At 66.4% G+C, this 22,256-nt stretch carries 22 protein-coding genes; 16 read left to right on the top strand and 6 right to left on the bottom strand.

Features of this window, described 5'->3' with window-relative positions; all coding sequences use genetic code 11:
• The first annotated feature begins 21 nt into the window (after window positions 1-21).
• The 12 genes from FOC84_RS03890 to FOC84_RS03835 all read left to right on the top strand — a co-directional run bounded on the left by FOC84_RS03890 (window position 22) and on the right by FOC84_RS03835 (window position 12,892).
• Window positions 22-996, top strand: a complete 975-nt coding sequence (locus tag FOC84_RS03890; protein WP_173143262.1) for a tripartite tricarboxylate transporter substrate-binding protein — start codon at window positions 22-24, stop codon at window positions 994-996.
• Window positions 997-1,006: 10 nt separating this feature from the next.
• The gene (locus FOC84_RS03885) at window positions 1,007-2,833 is read left to right on the top strand and encodes an acyl-CoA dehydrogenase (protein WP_173143261.1); all 1,827 of its coding nucleotides are present in this window, start codon (window positions 1,007-1,009) and stop codon (window positions 2,831-2,833) included.
• Window positions 2,834-2,981: 148 nt separating this feature from the next.
• On the top strand, window positions 2,982-3,623 hold the full coding sequence (locus tag FOC84_RS03880; protein WP_042792543.1) for a peroxiredoxin: 642 nt from the start codon (window positions 2,982-2,984) through the stop codon (window positions 3,621-3,623).
• Window positions 3,624-3,894: 271 nt separating this feature from the next.
• Window positions 3,895-4,875, top strand: a complete 981-nt coding sequence (locus FOC84_RS03875) for a sulfate ABC transporter substrate-binding protein (RefSeq protein ID WP_254241993.1) — start codon at window positions 3,895-3,897, stop codon at window positions 4,873-4,875.
• Between the two features lie 24 nt (window positions 4,876-4,899).
• A complete protein-coding gene (gene cysT, locus FOC84_RS03870) occupies window positions 4,900-5,790 on the top strand; it encodes a sulfate ABC transporter permease subunit CysT (protein ID WP_173143259.1) in 891 nt (296 codons plus the stop codon).
• The gene (gene cysW / locus FOC84_RS03865; protein ID WP_173143258.1) at window positions 5,787-6,686 is read left to right on the top strand and encodes a sulfate ABC transporter permease subunit CysW; all 900 of its coding nucleotides are present in this window, start codon (window positions 5,787-5,789) and stop codon (window positions 6,684-6,686) included. Before cysT ends, cysW begins: the two co-directional genes overlap by 4 nt.
• 26 nt (window positions 6,687-6,712) lie before the next feature.
• Window positions 6,713-7,777, top strand: a complete 1,065-nt coding sequence (locus FOC84_RS03860) for a sulfate/molybdate ABC transporter ATP-binding protein (protein ID WP_173143257.1) — start codon at window positions 6,713-6,715, stop codon at window positions 7,775-7,777.
• The gene (locus FOC84_RS03855; protein WP_173143256.1) at window positions 7,774-8,517 is read left to right on the top strand and encodes a phosphoadenylyl-sulfate reductase; all 744 of its coding nucleotides are present in this window, start codon (window positions 7,774-7,776) and stop codon (window positions 8,515-8,517) included. The genes FOC84_RS03860 and FOC84_RS03855 overlap by 4 nt, the downstream gene beginning before the upstream one ends.
• Before the next feature lie 41 nt (window positions 8,518-8,558).
• A complete protein-coding gene (cysD, locus tag FOC84_RS03850; protein ID WP_173143255.1) occupies window positions 8,559-9,467 on the top strand; it encodes a sulfate adenylyltransferase subunit CysD in 909 nt (302 codons plus the stop codon).
• Between the two features lie 41 nt (window positions 9,468-9,508).
• The gene (locus FOC84_RS03845; RefSeq protein ID WP_173143254.1) at window positions 9,509-10,807 is read left to right on the top strand and encodes a sulfate adenylyltransferase subunit 1; all 1,299 of its coding nucleotides are present in this window, start codon (window positions 9,509-9,511) and stop codon (window positions 10,805-10,807) included.
• Between the two features lie 211 nt (window positions 10,808-11,018).
• On the top strand, window positions 11,019-12,365 hold the full coding sequence (locus tag FOC84_RS03840) for a PA0069 family radical SAM protein (RefSeq protein WP_173143253.1): 1,347 nt from the start codon (window positions 11,019-11,021) through the stop codon (window positions 12,363-12,365).
• A gap of 74 nt (window positions 12,366-12,439) precedes the next feature.
• Window positions 12,440-12,892, top strand: a complete 453-nt coding sequence (locus FOC84_RS03835) for a hypothetical protein (RefSeq protein WP_173143252.1) — start codon at window positions 12,440-12,442, stop codon at window positions 12,890-12,892.
• Window positions 12,893-12,907: 15 nt separating this feature from the next.
• On the opposite strand, the gene FOC84_RS03830 is transcribed toward FOC84_RS03835, so the two are convergent.
• The gene (locus FOC84_RS03830) at window positions 12,908-13,780 is read right to left on the bottom strand and encodes a DMT family transporter (protein WP_173143251.1); all 873 of its coding nucleotides are present in this window, start codon (window positions 13,778-13,780) and stop codon (window positions 12,908-12,910) included.
• A 298-nt stretch (window positions 13,781-14,078) separates the two neighbouring features.
• On the opposite strand from FOC84_RS03830, the gene rplS reads away from it, so the two are divergent.
• Window positions 14,079-14,459: a 50S ribosomal protein L19 gene (gene rplS / locus FOC84_RS03825; protein WP_054423686.1), complete on the top strand. Its 381-nt coding sequence runs from the start codon at window positions 14,079-14,081 to the stop codon at window positions 14,457-14,459.
• Window positions 14,460-14,594: 135 nt separating this feature from the next.
• Window positions 14,595-15,326: a CoA pyrophosphatase gene (locus FOC84_RS03820; protein ID WP_173143250.1), complete on the top strand. Its 732-nt coding sequence runs from the start codon at window positions 14,595-14,597 to the stop codon at window positions 15,324-15,326.
• A gap of 120 nt (window positions 15,327-15,446) precedes the next feature.
• Here the strand turns inward: FOC84_RS03820 and rsgA are convergent, their stop codons facing one another.
• Window positions 15,447-16,361 carry a ribosome small subunit-dependent GTPase A gene (rsgA, locus tag FOC84_RS03815; RefSeq protein ID WP_173143249.1) on the bottom strand — a complete coding sequence of 305 codons (915 nt, stop codon included), beginning with the start codon at window positions 16,359-16,361 and terminating at the stop codon, window positions 15,447-15,449.
• Entirely contained in the window at window positions 16,358-17,608 is a 1,251-nt protein-coding gene (locus FOC84_RS03810; RefSeq protein ID WP_173143248.1) for a M48 family metallopeptidase, read from the bottom strand. Before FOC84_RS03810 ends, rsgA begins: the two co-directional genes overlap by 4 nt.
• A 213-nt stretch (window positions 17,609-17,821) precedes the next feature.
• On the opposite strand from FOC84_RS03810, the gene orn reads away from it, so the two are divergent.
• Together orn and FOC84_RS03800 are read left to right on the top strand one after the other, a co-directional pair.
• Window positions 17,822-18,367, top strand: coding sequence for an oligoribonuclease (gene orn, locus FOC84_RS03805; RefSeq protein WP_173143247.1), 546 nt, complete (start codon window positions 17,822-17,824; stop codon window positions 18,365-18,367).
• A 13-nt stretch (window positions 18,368-18,380) separates the two neighbouring features.
• Window positions 18,381-19,355, top strand: a complete 975-nt coding sequence (locus FOC84_RS03800) for a sigma-54 interaction domain-containing protein (protein WP_173143246.1) — start codon at window positions 18,381-18,383, stop codon at window positions 19,353-19,355.
• Between the two features lie 3 nt (window positions 19,356-19,358).
• Here FOC84_RS03800 and FOC84_RS03795 read toward each other — a convergent pair whose 3' ends face one another.
• From FOC84_RS03795 to FOC84_RS03785, 3 genes are all read right to left on the bottom strand, one after another.
• On the bottom strand, window positions 19,359-20,309 hold the full coding sequence (locus FOC84_RS03795; RefSeq protein ID WP_254241905.1) for a tripartite tricarboxylate transporter substrate-binding protein: 951 nt from the start codon (window positions 20,307-20,309) through the stop codon (window positions 19,359-19,361).
• A gap of 71 nt (window positions 20,310-20,380) precedes the next feature.
• Complete coding sequence (locus FOC84_RS03790; RefSeq protein ID WP_173143244.1) at window positions 20,381-20,707, bottom strand: DUF4387 domain-containing protein; 327 nt, start codon at window positions 20,705-20,707, stop codon at window positions 20,381-20,383.
• Window positions 20,708-20,719: 12 nt separating this feature from the next.
• Window positions 20,720-22,081, bottom strand: a complete 1,362-nt coding sequence (locus FOC84_RS03785) for an acyclic terpene utilization AtuA family protein (protein WP_173143243.1) — start codon at window positions 22,079-22,081, stop codon at window positions 20,720-20,722.
• Between the last annotated feature and the right edge of the window lie 175 nt (window positions 22,082-22,256).

The raw sequence follows: 22,256 nt of genomic DNA, 5'->3' as shown, positions 1-22,256 counted from the left end.
ATTCCATCAAAGGAGACCCTGATGAAACCTGCTATTGCCGTCCGTGGTGTTTTGCTTGCTGCCATCGCCTTGTCCGCGACGCCGGGCGGTGCGCATGCCGCCGACCCTTATCCATCCAAACCCCTGACCCTGGTAATCGGATTCCCTCCCGGCGGCGGGGCGGATCAGGTGGGCCGGGTCTATGCGAATGCGCTGGCCAGGCAGTTGAAGCAGCCGGTGGTCGTGGAAAACCGCCCCGGCGCCGGTTCCACGATCGGCGCCAGCCTTGCCGCGCGCGCCGCCGCCGACGGCTACACGCTGTACTTGGGGAATTCCAGCGTCATGGGCAGCGACAGCGCCTTGTACAAGGTGGATTACACGCCGGACAACTTCGTGCCCGTGGCGCAGCTCACCACCGGTCCCATGGTCTTGATCGCGAATGCGAAGCTGGGGCTGAAAAGCGTGCAGGACTTGATAGACCGCGCCAAGAGCAAGCCAGGGTCCATCAATGTCGCCTCGTCCGGCAACGGCGTCATCACGCACCTGGCCGCGGTCGAGTTCATGACGCTTGCCAACGTGAAACTGATGCACATTCCGTTCAAGGGGGGCGCCGCGGCGGCGCAGTCCGTGGCGGCGGGCGACACCGATATCTCGTTCGCCACGGCGCCCTCGGCCAAGTCGGTGATCGATACGGGCAAGGTGGTGGCGCTGGCGGTGACGTCCGGGCAGCCCTCGCGCCTGTTGCCCTATCCGACTATCGCGCAGACCGTGCCCGGTTACGACGTGTCCAACTGGTGGGGAATCTTTGCTCCCAAAGGCACGCCGCCGCAGGTGCTGGACACGCTGTTCAAAGCCAGCAACGACGTGCTGGCGCTGGCCGATGTGCAGCAGGGCATGGCCGCCGGATACGAGGAAGTGACGCCGTCCGCGTCCCTGGCCGCGTTCGGGGACTATGCCCGCAAGGAGGGAAGCAAGGGTTTAAGATTGGCCAAAGAAAGTCTGGAAACGGCCAATTGATGGAGACCCCATGCCCTACGTAACCCCGCTGCAGGACTTCCGCTTTGCCTTGAAGGAGCTGGCAGGACTCGATGAAGTCTTGAAACTGCCCGGCTTCGAAGAGGTCACGCCGGATCTGGTGGACGCCATCCTGGAAGAGAACGGCCGCTTCGTCGAGCAGGCCGTGGCGCCGCTGAACGTGCCGGGCGACACGCAGCCGCCGGTCTGGAAGGATGGCCAGGTCACCACCACGCCGGGTTATGCGCAGGGCTTCAAGGACTACGCGGCGGGCGGCTGGCAGGGCTTGCAGCATCCCGCGCAGTGGGGCGGGCAGGGCTTGCCCAAGCTGGTCGCGGCGGCGCCGGGCGAAAACATCCAGGCGGCCAGCCTGGCGTTTTCCTTGTGTCCCATGCTGACGGACGGCGTGATCGAGGCCTTGCTCACCGTCGGGTCGGAAGCGCAGCGCAAGCAGTACGTGCCGCAACTGATCGGCGGCAAGTGGACCGGCACCATGAACCTCACCGAGCCGCAGGCTGGCTCGGACCTGGCGCAGGTCGCGACCCGCGCGGTGAAGCAGGGCGATGGCAGCTACCGGCTGACGGGCCAGAAGATCTTCATCACCTATGGCGACCACGACCTGGCCGAGAACATCATCCATCTGGTGCTGGCGCGCACGCCGGACGCGCCTGCCGGCGTGAAGGGCATCTCGCTCTTCATCGTGCCCAAGTTCCTGGTGCAGGCCGACGGCAGCCCGGGCAAGCGCAACGACGTCTGGTGCGCCTCCCTGGAGCACAAGCTGGGCATCCATGGCAGCCCCACCGCCGTGCTCATGTACGGCTCCGACAAGGGCGAAGTGGGCGAGGGCGCCATCGGCTATCTGGTCGGCGAGCAGAACCGCGGCCTGGAGTACATGTTCATCATGATGAATGCCGCCCGCTATTCGGTGGGGCAACAGGGCATAGGCGTGTCCGAACGCGCCTACCAGCATGCCCTGGCCTATGCGCGCGACCGCGTGCAGGGCCGCGCCGTCGAAGGGTCGGCCGGCCCCGTGGCCATCGTGCGCCATCCGGACGTGCAGCGCATGCTGATGACCATGAAGGCGCTGACCGAGGCGGCGCGCGCCGTGTCCTACGTGACCGCGGCCGCGCACGACAAGGGCACGCATCATCCGGATCCGGAGCAGCGCTCGCGCAACCGGGCGTTTTACGAATACATGGTGCCCATCGTCAAAGGCTACTCCACCGAAACCGCGGTCGAGGTTGCGTCCCTGGGCCTGCAGGTGCATGGCGGCATGGGCTACATCGAGGAAACCGGCGCGGCGCAGTATTACCGCGATGCGCGCATCCTGCCCATCTACGAAGGCACGACCGCGATCCAGGCCAACGACCTGGTCAGCCGCAAGACGCAGCGCGACGGCGGCGCCACGGCCCATGCCGCGATCGCGGCGATGCGGGAAACGCTGCGCGCGGTCGAGGCCGAGGCGACGCGCGCGTCGGCCGGCGAGCGCGACGGGCTGCGCCTGTTGCGCGACAACCTGGACAGCGCCATCCAGGCCTACGAGGCCGGGGTGGAGTTCATCCTGGAACAATCGCCGACCAATATCAGGGCGGTCTATTCCAGCAGCGTGCCTTATTTGATGCTGGCCGGCGTGGTGCACGGCGGCTGGCAGATGGCGCGCGCCGTGCTGGTCTGCCGGCGCCACCTGGCTGCCGGGTCCACCGATCCGTTCCATGCGGCCAAGCTGGCGACCGGATTGTTCTACGGCGCCCATATCCTGCCGCGCGCGCTGGCCCTGTCGGCCGCCGTGCGCGCGGGCGTGGTGGCGGACGCTTGCGGCGCAGGTTTGAATATTGCATAAGGTTATATGACTTGCGTATTTCCCCGGCTGCAGGTTTGATGGAAGAATCGTTTCATAGGCGGTAGCGTCCGCCAAGAAACGCTGTTCCTGCGCCGCCCGCCGCGACGGGCGGACAGCCCCCAACCTGCTTCCGCACACAGGAGACACCATGAGTCATCTACGCCTGGGCGACACTGCCCCTGATTTCGAACAGGAATCCTCGGCAGGACCGATCCGCTTCCATGAGTATCTGGGTAACAGCTGGGGTGTACTTTTCTCGCACCCGGCCGATTTCACGCCCGTCTGCACCACCGAGCTGGGCTACACCGCCAAGCTGGCCGATGAATTCGCCAAGCGCAACGTGAAGGTGCTGGCGCTGTCGGTCGACGGCACCGATTCGCACACCAAGTGGATCGAGGACATCAACGACACGCAGTCCACCAAGGTCAACTTCCCGATCCTGGCCGACAAGGACCGCAAGGTGTCCGAGCTCTACGACATGATCCACCCGAACGCCAACGCCACGCTGACCGTGCGTTCGGTGTTCATCATCGATCCCAACAAGAAGGTGCGCCTGACCATCACGTATCCGGCCAGCACCGGCCGCAACTTCAACGAGATCCTGCGCGTCATCGACTCCCTGCAGCTGACCGACAGCCACAGCGTGGCCACGCCGGTGAACTGGGAAGACGGCGACGACGTGATCATTGTTCCGTCGCTGCAGGACGAAGCCGTGATCAAGCAGAAGTTCCCGAAGGGCTACAAGGCCGTGCGTCCCTATCTGCGCATCACGCCGCAGCCGAATAAGTAAATTCGGAAATCGAAGGGGCGGGCCCCCGTTCGCAGCCGCCGCCTTCCCCCTGGGGAGGCGGCGGTTTTTCATTGGCGCGCGCATGGGGCCAGGGCAAATTCCCATTGCTGGGACACTGGTCCTATATGCCTGCGAGCGATGAGCAACCAAATAATGATTCGTTCCGTTCAGAACGCCCAGCCAGCACACTTGCTCCCACATTGCCGAACACAGGGAGCATGGGATGTCTTTCAGGAAAGCCGGTTGGTTGGCCGCCTTGGCCGCAGTGACGATGTCGTTTGCCGCGATTGCGCCCGCTCAGGCGCAGCAGAAGCAGACGCTGTTGAATGTCTCGTACGACCCGACCCGCGAGCTGTATCGCGCCATCGACGACGCGTTCATCAAACAATACAAGGACAAGGCGAACGTCGATCTGACCATCCGCCAATCGCATGGCGGTTCCGGCCGCCAGGCGCGCTCCGTGATCGACGGCCTGGAAGCCGACGTGGTGACCCTGGCTCTGGCCTATGACATCGACGCGGTCGCCGACCGCGGGCTGCTGCCGGCCGACTGGCAGGCCCGCCTGCCGCAGAACAGCTCGCCCTATACCTCCACCATCGTGTTCCTGGTGCGCAAGGGCAACCCCAAGCAGATCAAGGACTGGGACGACCTGGTCAAGGACGGCGTGCAGGTCATCACGCCCAACCCCAAGACCTCGGGCGGGGCGCGCTGGAACTACCTGGCCGCCTGGGCCTATGCCTTGGAGAAGAACGGCGGCAGCGAGGAAAAGGCCCGCGCCTTCGTGGGCGATCTGCTCAAGCACGTGCCGGTGCTGGACACCGGCGCGCGCGGCGCCACCACCACCTTCGTGGAGCGCGGCGTGGGCGACGTGCTGCTGGCCTGGGAAAACGAAGCCTTCCTGGCGCTCGAAGAGCTGGGCCCGGACAAGTTCGACATCGTGGTGCCGTCGCTGTCCATCCTGGCGGAGCCGCCGGTGGCCGTGGTCGACAAGGTCGTGGACAAGAAGGGCACCCGCGCCGCGGCGCAGGCCTACCTGGAGTTCCTCTACACGCCCGCCGCGCAGGAAATCATCGCCAAGAACTACTACCGGCCCATCGACAAGACCGTGGCCGCCAAGTACGAAAGCAAGTTCCCCAAGGTCAAGCTCGTGACCATCGACGACAAGATCTTCGGCGGCTGGCGCAAGGCGCAGAAGGACCACTTCAGCGACGGCGGCACCTTCGACCAGATCTACCTGCCGCAAAAGAAATAAGCACTTGACGATCGGACGACGGCCATGACGACAGCCTCGAACCCGGCGGCAAGCGGCGCGCAAGCGCCTTTTGCCTTTCGGCGCAACAGCCCGGGCGTGCTGCCCGGATTCGGCATCTCGATGGGTTACGCGGTGCTGTACCTCAGCATCCTCGTGCTCATTCCGTTGGCGGCCCTGCCGATCAAGAGCGCGGGGCTGGGCTGGCAGGGATTCTGGGACACGGTGACCGCGCCGCGGGTGCTGGCTTCGTACCAGCTGACCTTCGGCGCGTCGCTGATCGCGGCGCTGGTGAATCTGGTGTTCGGCACGGTGGTGGCCTGGGTGCTGGTGCGCTATCGCTTTCCGGGCAAGAAGATCCTGGACGCGCTGGTGGACCTGCCGTTCGCGCTGCCCACCGCCGTGGCTGGCATTGCGCTGACTGCGCTGTACTCGCAGAAGGGCTGGCTGGGTGGGCCCCTGGCCGACTGGTTCGGCTGGAAGGTGGCGTTCACGCCGCTGGGCATCGTCATCGCCCTGATCTTCATCGGCGTGCCCTTCGTGGTGCGCACGGTGCAGCCGGTGCTGGAAGACGTGGAGCGCGAGATCGAGGAGGCCGCGGCCAGCCTGGGCGCCAACCGCTGGCAGACCATACGCCGGGTGCTGCTGCCCATCATCATGCCGGCCTTGATGACCGGCTTCGCGCTGGCCTTCGCGCGCGCGGTGGGCGAGTACGGCTCGGTGGTGTTCATTGCCGGCAATATGCCGATGGTGTCCGAGATCACGCCGCTCCTGATCATCGCCAAGCTCGAGGAATTCGACTACGCCGGCGCCGCGGCCATCGCCACGGTGATGCTGGTGCTGTCCTTCGCGCTGTTGCTCGTCATCAATCTGCTGCAGGGCTGGCAGGCCCGCCGCAACCTCGGGAGGCTCGCATGAGCGCCGCGGACCGTCCCGCCCATTTGACCGAGCCGCGCTGGGTGCGCGGCGTGCTGCTCTTCATCGCGCTGGGATTCCTGACGCTGTTCCTGCTGGTGCCGCTGGCGGCGGTGTTCGCCGAGGCCTTCAAGAAGGGCTGGCAGCTGTACCTGGACGCCATCGTCGAACCTGATGCGCTGGCCGCCATCCGCCTGACGCTGCTGGTCGCGGCCATTGCGCTGCCGCTGAACCTGGTGTTCGGCGTGGCCGCGGCCTGGGCGATCACCAAGTTCCAGTTCCGCAGCAAGCAGTTCCTGATCACCCTGATCGACCTGCCGTTCTCGGTGTCGCCGGTGGTGGCTGGCCTGGTGTTCGTGCTGCTGTTCGGCACCCAGGGCTGGTTCGGCGGCTGGCTCCAGGCGCACGACATCAAGATCGTCTACGCCGTGCCGGGCATCGTGCTGGCCTCGCTGTTCGTGACGTTTCCGTTCGTGGCGCGCGAGCTGATTCCGCTGATGCAGGCGCAGGGCAGCGAGGAAGAGCAGGCGGCGCTGACCCTGGGCGCAAGCGGCTGGCAGATCTTCTGGCGGGTGACGCTGCCCAACATCAAGTGGGGTCTGCTGTACGGCGCCATTTTGTGCAACGCGCGGGCCATGGGCGAGTTCGGCGCGGTGTCGGTCGTGTCCGGGCAGATCCGCGGCCTGACCAACACCATGACCCTGCACGTCGAGATTCTCTACAACGAATACCAGTATTCCGCGGCGTTCGCCGTGGCGTCGTTGCTGGCCTTGCTGGCGCTGGTGACGCTGGTGGCCAAGAACGTCGTCGAGTGGCGCAACGCGCGCTTTCAGCAAGCGGCCGACCTGCCGGTCGAGTATCCCGGCCAGCCGGCCGCCATCAAGCCGGCCCTGGCCTGACGCGGCGGCCTGAAAGGAGACAAGCTATGAGTATCGAAGTCCGCAATCTATCCAAGCGCTTCGGCCAGTTCCGGGCGCTGAACGACGTCTCGCTGCACATCGAGACGGGCGAGCTGGTCGCGCTGCTGGGGCCCTCGGGCTGTGGCAAGACCACGCTGCTGCGCATCATCGCGGGGCTGGAGTCGGCCGATTCCGGCAGCGTGCTGTTCGCGGGCGAAGATGCCACCGCCGTGGACGTGCGCCAGCGCCAGGTCGGTTTCGTGTTCCAGCACTACGCGCTGTTTAAGCATATGACGGTGTTCGAGAACGTGGCCTTCGGCCTGCGCGTCAAGCACCGTTCGCAGCGCCCCTCGGAAGACGTGATCCAGCGCAAGGTGCATGACCTGCTGGGACTGGTGCAGCTGGACTGGCTGGCCGACCGCTATCCCGCGCAGCTCTCCGGCGGCCAGCGCCAGCGCATCGCCCTGGCGCGCGCGCTGGCGGTGGAGCCGCGGGTGCTGCTGCTGGACGAGCCGTTCGGCGCGCTGGACGCCAAGGTGCGCAAGGAATTGCGGCGCTGGCTGCGCCGCCTGCATGACGAGCTGAACGTGGCGAGTGTGTTCGTCACGCATGACCAGGAAGAAGCGCTGGAGGTGTCGGACCGCGTGGTGCTGATGAACTCGGGCCGCATCGAGCAGGTGGGCACGCCGCGCGAGGTCTGGGAAGAGCCGGCCACGCCCTTCGTCTACGGCTTCCTGGGCGACGTCAACCAGTTGCAGGGCTTTGCCACGCGCGGTGTCTGGAGCGGCGCCGGCCTGTCCTTGCCCGCGCCGGAACTGGCGCAGGCCGAAGCCCAGCGCGCTACCGCCTATGTGCGGCCGCACGAGTTCGAGGTCGAGCGCTACCGCGACGGCGCGGACGGCATTCCGGTGCGCCTGGCGCATGCCTTCCTCGCCGGTCCCAGCGCCTACCTGGAACTGACCAGCGAGGATTCCGACGCCATCATCGAAGCCGAGGTGCCCGAGTCCCTGTACCGCGAGCTAGGCCTGCGCGATGGCGAAATTCTGTTGGCGCGTCCGCGGCGGGCGCGCATTTTTGCGACGCAATCATGAGCACTACCGATCTTTTGCCTGAACTCGAACCGGGCCTGGCTGCGCGCTGGCGCGAGCTGGGCGCGCGCCTGGCCGACGTGCAGCAGCGCTACCCGGACGCCGCGCTGGCCTCCTCGCTGGCGGCCGAGGACACACTGTTGACGCATGCCATCTACAGCGCCGGCCTGGACCTGGAAGTCTTCACGCTGGACACGGGCCGATTGCACGCCGAGACCTTGGGCGTGCTGGACGCCGTGCGCGAACACTATGGCCGCGAGATCACCGTGTACCGGCCGGTGGCGGCCGCGGTCGAACAGCACGTGGCCGAACACGGCGCCTATGCGTTCTATGAAAGCGTGGAATTGCGCAAGGCCTGTTGCCAGATCCGCAAGGTCGAGCCGCTCAAGCGCGCGCTGGCCGGACGCGGCGCCTGGATCACCGGGCAGCGGCGGGCGCAATCCACCACCCGCGGCGTACTGCCGCTGGAAGAAGACGACCCGACCTTCGGCCTCTACAAGTTCAATCCACTGGCCGAGTGGAGCGAAGAGGAAGTCTGGTCCGTCATCCGCGCCCTGGGCATTCCGTACAACCCGCTGCATGACCAGGGCTACCCGTCCATTGGCTGCGAACCCTGTACCCGCGCCATCCGTCCCGGCGAGGACCTGAGGGCAGGGCGTTGGTGGTGGGAGTCGTCGGACTCCAAGGAATGTGGCCTGCATGCGGGCAACCGGGTCATCAGCATCGCGGCGCGCGCCGATTGATGCGGCCCACGAATTCGAAATCTGTTTTAGGGGAAGTGCATATGTCTGCTGTGATCCAACGCAGCCACCTGGATTGGCTGGAATCGGAAGCAATATTCATCCTGCGCGAGGTGGCCGCCGAAAGCGAGAAACCCGTGCTGCTGTTCTCGGGCGGCAAGGACTCCGTGGTGCTGCTGCGCCTGGCCGAAAAGGCCTTCCGGCCGGGGCGCTTTCCGTTCCCGCTGATGCACATCGATACCGGCCACAACTTCGAAGAAGTGATCGCCTTCCGCGATGCGCGCGCGGCCGAGCTGGGCGAGACCCTGATCGTGCGCAGCGTCGAGGATTCGATCGCGCGCGGCAGCGTGGTGCTGCGCCGCGAGACCGATTCGCGCAATGCCGCCCAGGCCGTGACGCTGCTGGAGGCGATCGAGGAATTCGGCTTTGACGCCTGCATAGGCGGGGCGCGCCGCGACGAGGAAAAGGCCCGCGCCAAGGAGCGCATCTTCTCGTTCCGCGACGAATTCGGCCAATGGGATCCGAAGGCGCAGCGCCCGGAACTCTGGAACCTGTTCAATACCCGCGTGCACCGCGGCGAGAACATGCGCGTGTTTCCGATCTCGAACTGGACCGAGCTGGACGTCTGGCAGTACATCCAGCGCGAGCAGCTGGCGTTGCCGTCCATCTACTACAGCCACCAGCGCGAAGTCGTGCGCCGCAAGGGGCTGCTGGTGCCGGTCACGCGGCTGACCCCGCCGCAGGATGGTGAACAAGTCGAACGCCTGCAAGTGCGGTTCCGCACGGTGGGGGACATCTCCTGCACCTGCCCGGTGGCGTCCGACGCGGCCGACACCCGCGCCATCATCGCCGAAACCGCGGTGACCGACATTACCGAGCGCGGCGCCACGCGCATGGACGACCAGACTTCCGAGGCCTCGATGGAGCGCCGCAAGAAGGAAGGCTATTTCTGATCGCATGACACGCCGGCATGCGCCGGCGACCAGGAACGCACATGAACGCACTAAACGACTCTTTTCTTTCCGGCGCCGACACGGGCGTGCTGCGCCTGATCACCGCGGGTTCGGTGGACGACGGCAAATCCACGCTGATCGGCCGTCTGCTGTATGACAGCAAGGGCGTGTTCGCCGATCAGCTGGACGCGATCTCGCGCGCCAAGCACAAGCGCGTGGCGGGCGACGGCATCGACTTCTCGCTGCTGACCGACGGCCTGGAGGCCGAGCGCGAGCAGGGCATCACCATCGACGTGGCCTATCGCTATTTCTCCACGCCCGCGCGCAAGTTCATCATCGCCGACGCGCCGGGGCACGAGCAGTACACGCGCAATATGGTGACGGGCGCGTCGACGGCGGACGTGGCCGTCATCCTGATCGACGCCACCCGCGCGGCCGACGGCGTGCTGCTGCCGCAGACCAAGCGCCACAGCACCATCGCGCGCCTCTTGGGCATCCGCCACATCGTGGTGGCGGTCAACAAGATGGATCTGGTGGACTGGGACCGCGCCGTCTTCGAGCGCATCCGCGACGCCTATGCGGACCTGGCGGGCAAGCTGGGCATCGAGCATTTCGACGCCTTGCCGCTGTCGGCGCTGAACGGCGACAACGTCGTCACGCTGTCGCCGCAGACGCCCTGGTACGAAGGAGAGCCATTGCTGGCCCTGCTGGAATCGCTGGACCTGGCGAGCGACGGCCGCGCCTTGCCGCTGCGCTTTCCGGTGCAATGGGTGGCGCGCCATGACGGCAGCCGCAAGGATGACTTCCGCGGCTATGCCGGCCGCGTCGCAAGCGGCGTGCTGCGGCCGGGCGACGAGATCACGGTGCAGCCCTCGGGCGTGACGGCAGTCGTGCGCGAAGTGCGCGCCTTCGACCGCGCGCTGGATGAAGCGGTGGCGGGCGACTCGATCACGCTGGTGCTGGATCGCGACGTGGACGTGTCGCGCGGCGACGTGATCGTGCATGCGTCGGCGCCGGCGCAGGTCACGCGCGAGTTCGAAGCCGAGCTGTGCTGGCTCGATGCGCAGGCGTTGAACCCGGCGCGCAAGTATCTGCTGAAGTCGGGCACGCGCCTGACCTCGGCGAAGATACGCGCGGTGCTGTCGCATCGCGACATCCACGAACTGCAGGAAGTGGAGAACACCGAAGGCACGCTGCGCATGAACGACATCGGACGCGTGACGATCACCACGCGCGAGTCGCTGGCGGTCGATCGCTATGCCGATGTGCCCGCGACGGGCACGTTCATCCTGATCGACGAGGCCACGCACCAGACCGCGGCGGCGGGCATGCTGCGCTAGCCCGGAAGAGACTGGAAAACAACGGATTTCCGGCCCTTCAGAACCTGTTGTTTTTTTGCTAAATTCAATACTGGTGCGGGTTTCCGGACGATCTCGTCTGGTGAAATCGATTTGTCCGGACGGCGTTGGCGTCTTGCGGTAAAGTGGGGTTGTCTTACGAAAAGGCTTTTGGTGCTTGTCAAAACCACTGTGTTTTTGTACAGTAGTTTTCATGGCACGCACCGATCATTCTTTTCCCGCCGGTTCTGGGTCCCCGGCTGCCGCCCCCGCCGCCTTGCGCGGTCGGGGTGCGGTTACTAATGTTCGGCATCGCTTTCAGCGCGATGACCGTGTGCAGGTCGACGACGGCTGGTCTTCCTCCGGTCTACCCGCCGACTTCGTAGATTCCGTCCCCGATAATTTCCCTGAAGCAGCCTCTGGCGAGCAAACCGCCGCCCGCGTCATTCCCATCCTGCCGGATGCGCGCATCGCGCCGGCCGCTCCCAAGACCACGGTCACCGCCGAAGAAGCGCGCAAGATGTTGTCGCGCAACGATTCGCCGGACATTCCCTTCGACGTCGCGGTCAATCCGTACCGCGGCTGCGAACATGGCTGCGTCTATTGCTACGCCCGGCCCACCCATTCCTACCTGGGCCTGTCTCCGGGGCTGGACTTCGAAACCCGGCTGGTGGCCAAGGCCAATGCGGTCCAGGCCCTGCGCGCCGAACTCGCGCGGCCCGGTTACAAGCCGTCTCCCATCAACATCGGTTCCGCCACGGACGCCTACCAGCCCATCGAACGCGAATGGCGGCTGACCCGCGGCCTGCTGGAACTGATGCTGGAAACCCGTCACCCGCTCACCATCGTCACCAAGAACGCGCTGGTCGCCCGCGATCTGGACCTGCTGGCCGCCCTGGCCGAGCAGAAGCTGGTGGTGGTGTACATGAGCATCACCACGCTGGACGCGGGCATGGCCCGCACGCTGGAACCGCGCGCCGCCGCGCCGTGGCGCCGGCTGGAAACCGTGCGCAGCCTGACCGACGTCGGCGTGCCGGTGGGCGTGCTGGTGGCACCCATCATCCCGTTCATCAACGACGAGTCCATGGAACACATCCTCCAGGAGTCCAAGGCGGCCGGCGCGCACTACGCCAGCTACACCGTCCTGCGCCTGCCCTGGGAGGTCAAGACCCTGTTCGAGGACTGGCTCAACGCCCATTTCCCGGACCGCGCCCAGCGCGTCCTGCATCGCATCGAAGACCTGCGCAATGGCCGCCGCAACGATCCTAATTTCGGGTCGCGCATGCGCGGAACCGGCGTATGGGCCGATCTGCTGCGCCAGCGCTTCACCATCGCTACCCGCAAGCTGGGCCTGAACCGCCACCGGCTGGCGCTGGATTGCGACCGTTTCCTGCCTCCCGCCGCATCGGTGGGGGCTGCCGATTTCCTATCCCCGGTTGGCGCGCAAGCGTCTTCAGGGGTCCCTTTTTCCGCCGTATCGCCCGCAGCCGGCGCCGTGCACGGGCGCGCAGCGCGCCAGTTGCAAGCCATGGCCGCGGGCCAGTTGTCATTGTTCGATTGACCGCCGGCTGCCGCCGCGGATGCCTGCCGGGGGGCTACGCCCTGGCGCTGGACCATCTTTGCTAGGAGTTCCCTATGAACACCGCTGATATTTCCGTCTTGTCGGACGAACTCGTCGTCACGCTGAACCCGCTGCGCCGCGGCACGAACCACGCCCGCGCCTGGTGCGCCAGGGTGGCCGGCATGGCGCTGCCCTGGAACACGTCCGCGGCCGACGTTGAACCGCGCCGTCGCGTGCGGCCCGGTTCCGTACCGGCTCGCTGGCCGTTCCCGCCAGCGCCCGCCGAAGCGGGCGCACTGGCCGGCCAGGCTGTCGCCGCGCCGGTACCGATGCCTGCGCCCGCAGTACCGGTTGCGCCGGTCGAGGCCGCGCCGGCCTCGCGCGAGCGCTGCCTGGGCAACGCCACGGTGGAGCCCGTGACGGCTCAGGTCACCAGGAAGGCCATGGTGATCGATGTGGTGATGGTGTTGGCCTGGGGCGCGATCATCCCCGGACTGATGTGGCTGGGTGCGGCCGCCGGCTTCTGAGCGGTACAGGGCTGGTCAGCTCGAACCCAGCAGAATGACGCCCGCCAGGATGCCCAGGCAGCCGGCCAACCGGCCTGGTCCGACTTTTTCGCGCAGCAGGAACATGCCGGCCAGGGTGCCCAGCATCATGGACATTTCCCGGGCAGGGGCGACCAGGCTTAGCGGCGCGCCGTTGCGCAGGGCGTACAGCACCAGGATGTATCCCAACGGCGACAGCAGGCCCACGGCCAGCGCCAGATGCCAGTGTCCGCGCATGGCCTCCCAGGACTGGGGGCGGCGGCGCAGCATGTGGGGGGCCATCATGGTCGTGCGGGTGACACAGGTAAACCAGTCGAACAGCACGGGGCTGATCAGCAGCACCTTCACGCCATAGGCGTCGACCACGGTATAGGCGGCGATGAACAGGCCGATCACCACGCCCCAGCGCACGCCCACCCAGGCCTGGGCCTGCTTGAAGATGGTCAGGCGCCCCTGGGTTGCGATCAACAGCACGCCGCCCACCACGCAAAGCATGCCGATGATGCCGGTGCTGGTGGCGGGTTCGCCCAGCAGCAGAAAGGCGCCGGTGGTGGACAGCAGCGGCCCGGTGCCCCGGGCGATGGGGTAGACCACCGACAGGTCGGCCACCTGATATCCCCGTTGCAGGCACAGGCTGTAGCCCAGATGCAACAGGCTGGAGGTCAGGATGGCGCCGACCACCGGCCAGGTCCAGGTCATGCCGTCGTGCAACAGCACCCAGATGACCCACGGCGCGTACAGCACCGAGGCGCACAATCCATAGGCGAAGACGAAGGGAGCGCCCACCATGGCCGCGCGCTTGGCGAGCAGATTCCACGTGGCGTGGGCCATTGCCGCCAGGACGACCAATATCAGGGACGAATACGACATGAAGGAACAGCGCCAGATGACGTGTTTGTTACAGAAGACGGAAGGGTACTCCAAACCGCGAGAACCGGGGCCATGTTACCTGATGCCTGGGGCGATTTTTGGTGTAGAATCATTGGTTTGCCAAATCTCATCCTCTGCTTGCGGCACATGCAACGGGAGCTGGCCTAACCGCCAGTTGGCCGTGCAGCACGCGACGAATGTGGGCTTGTGCGTACAGCGCAATCCTGCAGAAGCGGCGTGAACAACATCGAACGGCAAAAGTTTTAGTCCGCAAAGACATGATGATCTAGGAGTTCTCATGAACCTTATCGCTATCCTGGAACAGGAAGAAATTGCCCGTCTGACCGGCGGTCAAGCCAAGCCTGAATTTGCTCCTGGTGACACCGTCATCGTGAGCGTGAACGTCGTTGAAGGCACCCGCAAGCGCGTGCAGGCTTTCGAAGGCGTTGTGATCGCCAAGCGCAACCGCGGCCTGAACTCCGCGTTCACCGTGCGCAAGATTTCGTCGGGTGAAGCCGTGGAACGTACGTTCCAGCTGTACTCGCCGCAAATCGCCGGCATCGAAGTCAAGCGCCGCGGCGACGTGCGCCGCGCCAAGCTGTACTACCTGCGCAACCGCTCGGGCAAGTCGGCGCGTATCAAGGAAAAGCTGGTCAGCAAGCAAGCCCCGGCGGCTTGATCGCTTATCGGCACACGGCCCCACCAGTGTCGGACGCTCACGCCATCCAGCGTTTTCGTTCGGCACGGGTTTCCGGGTTAAAAAGGCACCTGCGAGGGTGCCTTTTTCTTTTTGCAGAGCCTTTTGCAGAGACGTATGTCTGATTCCTCGTCTTCCCCGCGGCCCCGGCGGCCGCTGGCGCGTCCCGGCTTCGATCCGGCGACGCAACCCTGGGTGGTGGCCAACGCGTCCTTGCCGGCCGTGCCCGCCCGCCTGTTGACCCCGGATTCGTTGCGGGGCACGCTCAGCCAGCCGTCCACCTGGACGCTGGAGCTGTCGCGCGATACCGACCTGCGCTATCCGGGCCGCGAAGGCGTGCCCGTGCCGGCGGCGGTGCTGATTCCGCTGGTGACGCGCGACAACGGTGTGCACATCATGCTGACGCAGCGCGCCGCCCACCTGCATGACCATGCCGGCCAGATCAGCTTTCCGGGCGGACGCATCGAAACCAGCGACTCCACGCCGGAGGCCGCGGCCTTGCGCGAGGCGCAGGAAGAAACCGGGCTGCCCGCCAACCACGTGGAAGTGCTGGGCAGCATGCCGCCGTATCTGACGGCGACGGGCTTTTCCATCATTCCGGTAGTGTCGCTGGTGCGTCCGGGTTTTGACCTGGCGCCCGACGCCTTCGAGGTGGCGGAAGTATTCGAGGTGCCGCTGTCCTTCCTGATGGATCCCGCCAACCACCGGCTGTATGAAGCCCGCCTGGAAGACGGCCGGGTGCGTCAGTATTACGGCATGCCCTACGGCAAGCATTTCATCTGGGGCGCGACGGCCGGCATGCTGCGCAATCTGTACCACCTGCTGCGGCACGGCTTCACGCCTCGTTGATCCCGGCCGGCGCTTGCCGCCGCAATGCATACGGCCCCTGGATGGGGCCGTATGCATTGCGGAACTGCGCTCGGGATCCGGTGCCCGGCTTGGCGTTGCCGGTCTTTCGGCATGGGGCGCCTAGTAGCGCTGCTGCCCCGCCAGGTTCTCTTCCAGGATGCGCTGGTACAAGGCGTAGCGCGCCGGATCGATCGCGCCGGCCTGCAGGGCCGCGACCACGCCGCAGCCGGGCTCCTGCCGGTGGGTGCAGTTGTAGAAGCGGCATTGCTCGATGGGTTCGGTGAACTCCGGGAAGCCGCGGATGATGTCCTCGCGGCTCAGATGCTGCAGGCCGAAGGCCTGGAAGCCCGGTGAATCGATCAGGTCGCCGCCCGGCGCGGGCAGGTGATAGAGCCGCGTGCTGGTGGTGGTGTGCTTGCCCATGTCCAGCGCGGTGGAGTGCTCGCGGGTGGGGGCGGCGGCGTCCGGCACCAGGGCGTTGAGCAGCGTGGACTTGCCCATGCCGCTCTGGCCCAGCAGCAGGCTGGTGTGTCCGGCCAGGCGCGGCGCCAGCAGCGTATGCACCTTTTCGGGCTCCAGCGCGCTGAGTTCGATCACGTCCACGCCCAGCGCTGCGATCGGCGCCAGCCGCGCGCGCGCCGCGGGCAGTTCATCGGCAAGGTCGGTCTTGTTGAGGATGATGATGGGCGCGATGTCCGCGCTCCAGGCGCCGGCCAGGGCGCGCCCGGTCAGGTCGTCCGAAAACGTGGGCTGCACGGCGACCACGATCAGCAGCTGGTCGACGTTGGATGCGAACTGCTTGGAACGCATTTCGTCCGAGCGGTAGAGCAGGTTGCGGCGCGGCAGGATGGCGTCGATGGCGCCTTCGTCCTTGCCCTGGGGCGTGATGCGCACGCGGTCGCCGACCGCGGCGCCTGCCTTCTTGCCGCGGGGGAAGCACTTGCGCAGCGTGCCGTCGGCAAGCTCCACGGTGTAGTGGCGCCCGTGGGCGGCGATGATGCGGCCTTCGTTGGGTCCGGCTGCGGGCGCGCTCATGCAGCGGCCGCCGTCAGGTGGCGGATGCGCACGGCGGCGGGTGGGTGGCTGTCGTAGAAGGCGGAGTGCACGGGGTCGGGAGTCAAGGTGGCGGCGTTGTCGTCGTAGAGTTTGACCAGCGCGGACACCAGGCGTTCCGGCGAGCTCTGTTCGGCCGCGTAGCGGTCCGCTTCGAACTCGTCACGGCGCGAGTACCAGCTGGCCACGGGCGTGAGCATGAAAGTGAATACGGGGATGACCAGGAAGAACAGCAGCAGCGCCATGGCGTCGTTGCGTCCGCCCAGCTGAGGCATGACGCCCAGCCCCACGTAGAACCAGGGCTGCTGCGAGACCCAGCCCAGGATGGCGAAGAAAACCAGCGCGGCGGCGAAGCTGAACACGATGCGCTTGACGATGTGGCGCTTGGCGAAATGGCCCAGCTCGTGCGCCAGCACGGCCTCGATCTCGTCGCCGTTCAGGCGCGCCAGCAGGGTGTCGAAGAACACGATGCGGCGCGAACGGCCGAAACCCGTGAAATAGGCATTGCCGTGGGCCGAGCGGCGCGAACCGTCCATCACGAACAGGCCGTTGAGCGCAAAGCCGCAGCGCTGGGCCAGGCGCTGGATGCGTCCAGCCAGCTCGGGGTCGGACAGCGGCGTGAATTTGTTGAAGAGCGGGGCGATGAACATCGGGTAGATGATCAGCAGCGCCAGGTTGAACGCCGTCCACAGCGCCCAGGCCCAGACCCACCAGTAGGCGCCCGCGCTGCCCATCAGCCAGAGCACCGCCGCCGCCAGCGGCAGGCCCAGCACCGCGGCCACCAGCAGGCCCTTGACGGCGTCGGCGACAAACAGGCCCGGTGTCATGCGGTTAAAGCCAAAGCGCGCCTCCAGCTTGAACTGCCGCCACAGCGTGAAGGGCAGGCCCAGCACGCCCAGCAGCAGCGCCACCACGACCAGCAGCAGCATCTGCCGCAGGAAGTCGTTGCTGGTAAGTTGGGCCACCATCAGGTCGATGAACTGCAGCCCGCCCATCAGCGTCAGGCACACCAGCAGGATGGCATCGTAGGTGCGTTCGAGCATGCCAAGCTTGACCCGCGCCACCGTGTAGTCCGCCGCGCGCTGATGGCTGGCCAGGCCGATACGGTGGGAGAATTCCGGCGGCACCTGGTCGCGGTGGAGCGCGACGTGGCGGATCTGGCGCGTAGCCAGCCACAGGCGCACGGCGATATCGGTCAGCAGGAAGGCAACGAACAGCAGTGTGAACATGGGCGGTGCGGCTTGCTCAAGTAAGTGTGTGCGAAAATCGTGTGTTTTACCGCCGGGCCGCCCCTAGGTAAAAGCGCCCCCTGGGGGGCAGCAAGCCGAAGGCGCGGCGTGGGGGTAATCTTTACCGCCGGGCCGCCCCTAGGTAAAAGCGCCCCCTGAGGGGGGCAGCGAGCCGAAGGCGCGGCGCGGAGGTATCCCTTATAGGCAAATTATATGGCTGTGAACGAAAACCGCCTGGTTTGGCTGGACATGGAAATGACCGGCCTGGATCCCGAGAAAGAACGCATCATCGAAGTCGCCGTGGTGGTGACGGAGCCCGACCTGACCGTCGTGGCTGAAGGCCCCGTGCTGGTGGTGCACCAGCCCGACAGCCTGCTCGACGCCATGGACAGCTGGAACAAATCCACCCACGGCAAGAGCGGCCTGATCGACAAGGTCAAGGCGTCCACCATTTCCGAGGCGCAGGCCGAGGATACGCTGCTGGCGTTCCTGGCGCAGCACGTGCCGGCGGGCAAGTCGCCGCTTTGCGGCAATACCATCAGCCAGGACCGCCGCTTCATGTTTGCTTACATGCCGCGCCTGGAGCAGTTCTTCCACTACCGCAACCTGGACGTGAGCACGCTGAAGGAACTGGCGCGCCGCTGGGCGCCGGCCGTGTACAAGGGCTTCGAGAAGAAGAGCCGCCACGAAGCGCTGGCCGACATCTACGAATCGATCGACGAACTCAAGCACTACCGCGAACACTTCCTGAAGGTGTAAGCGGTACCTGCCCATGCCCGCCGCCCCGTCCGCCTGCGAGCCGCTCATCGGGGATCACCCGTCGATGGCGGCCCTGCGCGATCTGGTCGGCCGGGTCGCGCGCAGCAAGGCCAGCATCGTTCTCATCTATGGCGAGACCGGCACGGGCAAAGGGCTGGTCGCCCGCAATCTGCATGCGCAGTCGGCGCGCGCGGCCAAGGGCTATACCGAAATCAATTGCGCCGCCATACCAGGCAATCTGCTCGAGTCCGAGCTCTTCGGCCATGAACGCGGGGCCTTCACTGGGGCAGTGGCGCGCAAGACCGGGCTGCTCGAAGCGGCCAACGGCGGCAGCGTGTTCCTCGACGAGATCCGCGAGTTGGATCCGGTCATGCAGGCCAAGATCCTGACCCTGCTGGACAGCCGGCGTTTCCGCCGCATCGGTTCCGTCCAGGAGGTCTCGGTCGACGCGCGCTTCATCGCCGCCACCAACAAGATCCTGTTGGGGGAAGTGCAGGCCGGGCGCTTTCGCGACGATCTGTATTACCGCCTGCAGGTGGTGTCGATCAACCTGCCGCCGCTGCGCGAGCGCGGCGACGACGTCATCGTGCTGGCGCAGCGTTTCCTGGAACGCTACAACGCCACCCACGGCAGCCGCTTCACCGCTATTGATCCCGAGGTCCAGCGCATCTTCAAGGCCTACGCCTGGCCAGGCAATGTGCGTGAACTGAGCAATCTGCTGGAGCGGATCTGCATCCTGGAAGACGGCGACACGGTGCTGGCGCGGCATCTGCCGCAGCGCATCCTGCGCGAAGCGGGCAAGCCCGCGCCCGCGGCCGCGCCTGCCGCAGCCGGCAGCTATGCCGAACTATCCGCGCAGTTCCAGCGCGGCCTGATCCGCGCGGCCCTGCAGGCCCAGGACGGCAACCTGGGGCGCGCCGCCGAGTCCCTGGGACTCACGCGGCACGCCTTGCGCCACCAGATGCTCAAGCTGGGGCTGGACGGCTGACGCCTATTCCGCGCTGATGTTGTGCTTGCGCGCAATGGCTTGCCACTGGGCCAGCTCCTCGCGCACGCGCGCGCCGAATTCGGCGCTGTCCATGCGGGACGGCACCGTGCCGTCCAGATCCAGCAATGTCTTCATTTCCGGCGAGGCCGCGATCTCGACGAGCGCGGCGTTGAGCTTGTCGATGTAGGGCTGCGGCGTGCCTGCCGGCGCGAACACGCCCACCCAGATCTGCACCGAATAGCCCGGCAAGGCCTGGGCGGCCGGTGGCAGATCGGGGAAGGCCGGGGAGGGCGACTGCGCCGTGGTGGCCAGCAGCTTGACCTTCTTGCCCTGCACCACGGGCGCCAGCGTGCTGTAGTTGGACAGCATCACGTGGATCAGGCCGCCGGCCAGGTCGGACGCGGCATTGGCCGCGCCCTTGTAAGGCACGTGGGTCATCTCCGTGCCCGCGGCGTCGTCCAGCATGACGGTAGCCAGATGCGCCAGCGAACCGACGCCAGCGCTGCCGTAGTTCAGGGCGCCCGGCTTGCCGCGCGCCGCTTCCAGCAGCTGTTTCAAGGAGGTGTAGGGCGTCTGCGCCGAGGCGGCGATGACCAGCGGCCCCTGTCCTATCATCGCCACCGGCGCGAACTGCTTCAGCGGGTCGTAGGGCAGGTGAGGCTGGGTGGCGGCGGTGGTCAGGAAGGTCGACGAGGTCAACAGCAGCACCGAGCCGTCCTTGGCCGAACGGGCGACGTACTCGGAGCCGATGGCGCCGGCCGCGCCGCCGCGGTTTTCCACGATCACCGTATTGCCGAGACGGGCCGCGAGCTGCGGCGCGATCGCGCGGGCGATCGCGTCATTGCTGGCGCCGGCGGTGAACGGCACCACGATCTTGACCTGCTTGGGCACATCCGTCTGGGCCGCGGCCGCGCCAGCCAGCAGGGATGCCGCCAGGAACAACGTTGTTTGCATGAGCGCTTTCATGATCGATTCTCTGGGAGAGCGAAGGTTGGAGCGGGCGCCGGACGCGGCGCCCGCGGTGTTCAGTCCGGCATGGGCACATCGACGTCCAGCAGCGGCGCGTACTGCTGCGCGCCGAAGATGTCGCCGTCGCCCGCGGATCCGCTGGGAGCCAGCCGGTAGATCGTGAACTTGATGGCCAGGCCGGGATCGTAATGCACGAAGTCCGAGATGCGGCTGTCGTCGATGCGGTACAGGGCCGCCATGCTGGCGCGCGTGAGTGCGCCGGAGCGCTTGACCGCCTCGTAAGTCGCCGGCTCGCGGAAGATGATGTCGAAGGTGATCTTGTTCACGCCCGCGTTCTTGCTGCGGATGGTCTTGGCCAGGGTGCTGAGTTTCTGGGTGCTCATGGTCTTGCCGGCTCAGGCGCCAGCCTCGGTGAGGTGGGTCGGGAAGAGTTCGCCGGCGTCTGTCACCGGCAAGGTGTGGTTCAGGGTCCAGCGGTAGGCGGCGCTGGTGCGCACCACCTCGTCCAGCGGGAACGACACGGAACCGGCCGTGCCCTTCACGTCGGGCAGGCGGGCGTAGAACATCTGGCGCAGGCCCGTGAGCGTCAGCTCCTCGGCCATTTCGGCGGTCGGCGCCACGCCCTGGACCATGACGCAGAGCTCATGGCCGGGCTGGCCGCGCAGCGGCTCCAGGTCGCCCATGACGCCGTCGCGGCCGTAGACCTTGTAATGCAGCTCATAGCCCGAATCGCCGAAGCGCTCGCGCACCTTGTCGCGCGCCCAGGCGATGACGCGGTCGACGTTGGCGATGGTGTAGGGGTCGCGTATGCCGCAAAGTCCCATATAGCGTTCGCCGACCTTGCCCGAGCCTTCCAGCTTCACGCGCACCTGGGCGGCAGGCTCGAAGCGCGAGCCGGTGATGCGGGCGGTCTTTTCGCTCAACTGCTCGTAGCGGCATTCGGCCATGTCCAGCCGGCCGCCCGCGAAGAATTCTTCGTAGGGGTTGGAGCGCTCGTACATCGCATGGCCCGCGACCGAGGCGATGGTGCAACGCTGGTCGGGATGCATGGCCGTGACGCGCACGTCCTCGGCCGAGATCTCGCCCATCACGGTTTCCTTGCCGCCATAGGGTTCGGCGCAGAACGAGGCGCACTCCAGCACCTTGCCCAGGTAATAGGCGCGGTCGGCGTCGTAGCCCTGGTGCAGGGCCGGGGCGGCGAACACGGCGGCGTCCGAGCTGCGGCCGCCGATGATGACGTCCGCGCCGGCTTCCAGCAGCTTGATGTAGGGATGCACGCCGGCCACCGCCACGATGCGGTCGCTGGCGTCGAGTTCGGCCTCGGTCAGGTCGGCATAGCCGTCCAGGCCCGCTACCTGCCGGCCGTCGCGCAGCGCGCGGCGCACGCGCTCCTTGTCGACTTCCGAATAGAAGTAGCCGATCTTGAACGGCGCCAGCTTGTGCTCGGCGGCGATCTCCTTGATGAGGCGCACGTACAGGTCGACGCGGCTGTTGGAGCCGGTGTCGCCGGCCGATCCGATGACCATCGGCACGCCCAGCTTGCGCGCGGCCAACAGCATCTGCTCCAGGTCGTGGCGCTGCCAGGCTTGCGGGCTGGTGGACGTGTCGGAGCCCAGCGGCACGGGACCCACGTCGTCGCTGCCCGAGTCGGCGGCGATGCAGTCCGGCCCGGCGGCCACGCCGAGCTGGAAGCTCTCGGTGCGCAAGGGGGCGAATCCTAAGTGCCCATTCGGGCAGATGATGCTCATGGAACGCATGGGTGTAGTCTCTTTCAGTTGAGTCGTCCGGTCTCGTTCGTACCGGCCAGGACTACAACGCAAGATGCGTGCCAGCCGGCAAGAGGCGCAAATCCCGCGTATTAGCGGGGCTGGCGGCGCAATCTCTTCCGAATTGCGGGTAAATTTTCACGCAATGCGTGAATTTCACGTATGG

Source organism: Achromobacter pestifer, assembly GCF_013267355.1.
In the GTDB taxonomy this organism is placed as follows: domain Bacteria; phylum Pseudomonadota; class Gammaproteobacteria; order Burkholderiales; family Burkholderiaceae_B; genus Achromobacter; species Achromobacter pestifer_A.
This window is presented reverse-complemented; position numbering and strand designations above follow the sequence as displayed.

Excerpts from the sequence above, each read along its gene's own strand:
- FOC84_RS03890 (WP_173143262.1), top strand. The coding sequence starts at position 22 with ATGAAACCTGCTATTGCCGTCCGTGGTGTTTTGCTTGCTGCCATCGCC.
- FOC84_RS03885 (WP_173143261.1), top strand. The coding sequence starts at position 1,007 with ATGCCCTACGTAACCCCGCTGCAGGACTTCCGCTTTGCCTTGAAGGAG.
- FOC84_RS03880 (WP_042792543.1), top strand. The coding sequence starts at position 2,982 with ATGAGTCATCTACGCCTGGGCGACACTGCCCCTGATTTCGAACAGGAA.
- FOC84_RS03875 (WP_254241993.1), top strand. The coding sequence starts at position 3,895 with ATGTCGTTTGCCGCGATTGCGCCCGCTCAGGCGCAGCAGAAGCAGACG.
- cysT (WP_173143259.1), top strand. The coding sequence starts at position 4,900 with ATGACGACAGCCTCGAACCCGGCGGCAAGCGGCGCGCAAGCGCCTTTT.
- cysW (WP_173143258.1), top strand. The coding sequence starts at position 5,787 with ATGAGCGCCGCGGACCGTCCCGCCCATTTGACCGAGCCGCGCTGGGTG.
- FOC84_RS03860 (WP_173143257.1), top strand. The coding sequence starts at position 6,713 with ATGAGTATCGAAGTCCGCAATCTATCCAAGCGCTTCGGCCAGTTCCGG.
- FOC84_RS03855 (WP_173143256.1), top strand. The coding sequence starts at position 7,774 with ATGAGCACTACCGATCTTTTGCCTGAACTCGAACCGGGCCTGGCTGCG.
- cysD (WP_173143255.1), top strand. The coding sequence starts at position 8,559 with ATGTCTGCTGTGATCCAACGCAGCCACCTGGATTGGCTGGAATCGGAA.
- FOC84_RS03845 (WP_173143254.1), top strand. The coding sequence starts at position 9,509 with ATGAACGCACTAAACGACTCTTTTCTTTCCGGCGCCGACACGGGCGTG.
- FOC84_RS03840 (WP_173143253.1), top strand. The coding sequence starts at position 11,019 with ATGGCACGCACCGATCATTCTTTTCCCGCCGGTTCTGGGTCCCCGGCT.
- FOC84_RS03835 (WP_173143252.1), top strand. The coding sequence starts at position 12,440 with ATGAACACCGCTGATATTTCCGTCTTGTCGGACGAACTCGTCGTCACG.
- FOC84_RS03830 (WP_173143251.1), bottom strand. The coding sequence starts at position 13,780 with ATGTCGTATTCGTCCCTGATATTGGTCGTCCTGGCGGCAATGGCCCAC.
- rplS (WP_054423686.1), top strand. The coding sequence starts at position 14,079 with ATGAACCTTATCGCTATCCTGGAACAGGAAGAAATTGCCCGTCTGACC.
- FOC84_RS03820 (WP_173143250.1), top strand. The coding sequence starts at position 14,595 with ATGTCTGATTCCTCGTCTTCCCCGCGGCCCCGGCGGCCGCTGGCGCGT.
- rsgA (WP_173143249.1), bottom strand. The coding sequence starts at position 16,361 with ATGAGCGCGCCCGCAGCCGGACCCAACGAAGGCCGCATCATCGCCGCC.
- FOC84_RS03810 (WP_173143248.1), bottom strand. The coding sequence starts at position 17,608 with ATGTTCACACTGCTGTTCGTTGCCTTCCTGCTGACCGATATCGCCGTG.
- orn (WP_173143247.1), top strand. The coding sequence starts at position 17,822 with ATGGCTGTGAACGAAAACCGCCTGGTTTGGCTGGACATGGAAATGACC.
- FOC84_RS03800 (WP_173143246.1), top strand. The coding sequence starts at position 18,381 with ATGCCCGCCGCCCCGTCCGCCTGCGAGCCGCTCATCGGGGATCACCCG.
- FOC84_RS03795 (WP_254241905.1), bottom strand. The coding sequence starts at position 20,309 with ATGCAAACAACGTTGTTCCTGGCGGCATCCCTGCTGGCTGGCGCGGCC.
- FOC84_RS03790 (WP_173143244.1), bottom strand. The coding sequence starts at position 20,707 with ATGAGCACCCAGAAACTCAGCACCCTGGCCAAGACCATCCGCAGCAAG.
- FOC84_RS03785 (WP_173143243.1), bottom strand. The coding sequence starts at position 22,081 with ATGCGTTCCATGAGCATCATCTGCCCGAATGGGCACTTAGGATTCGCC.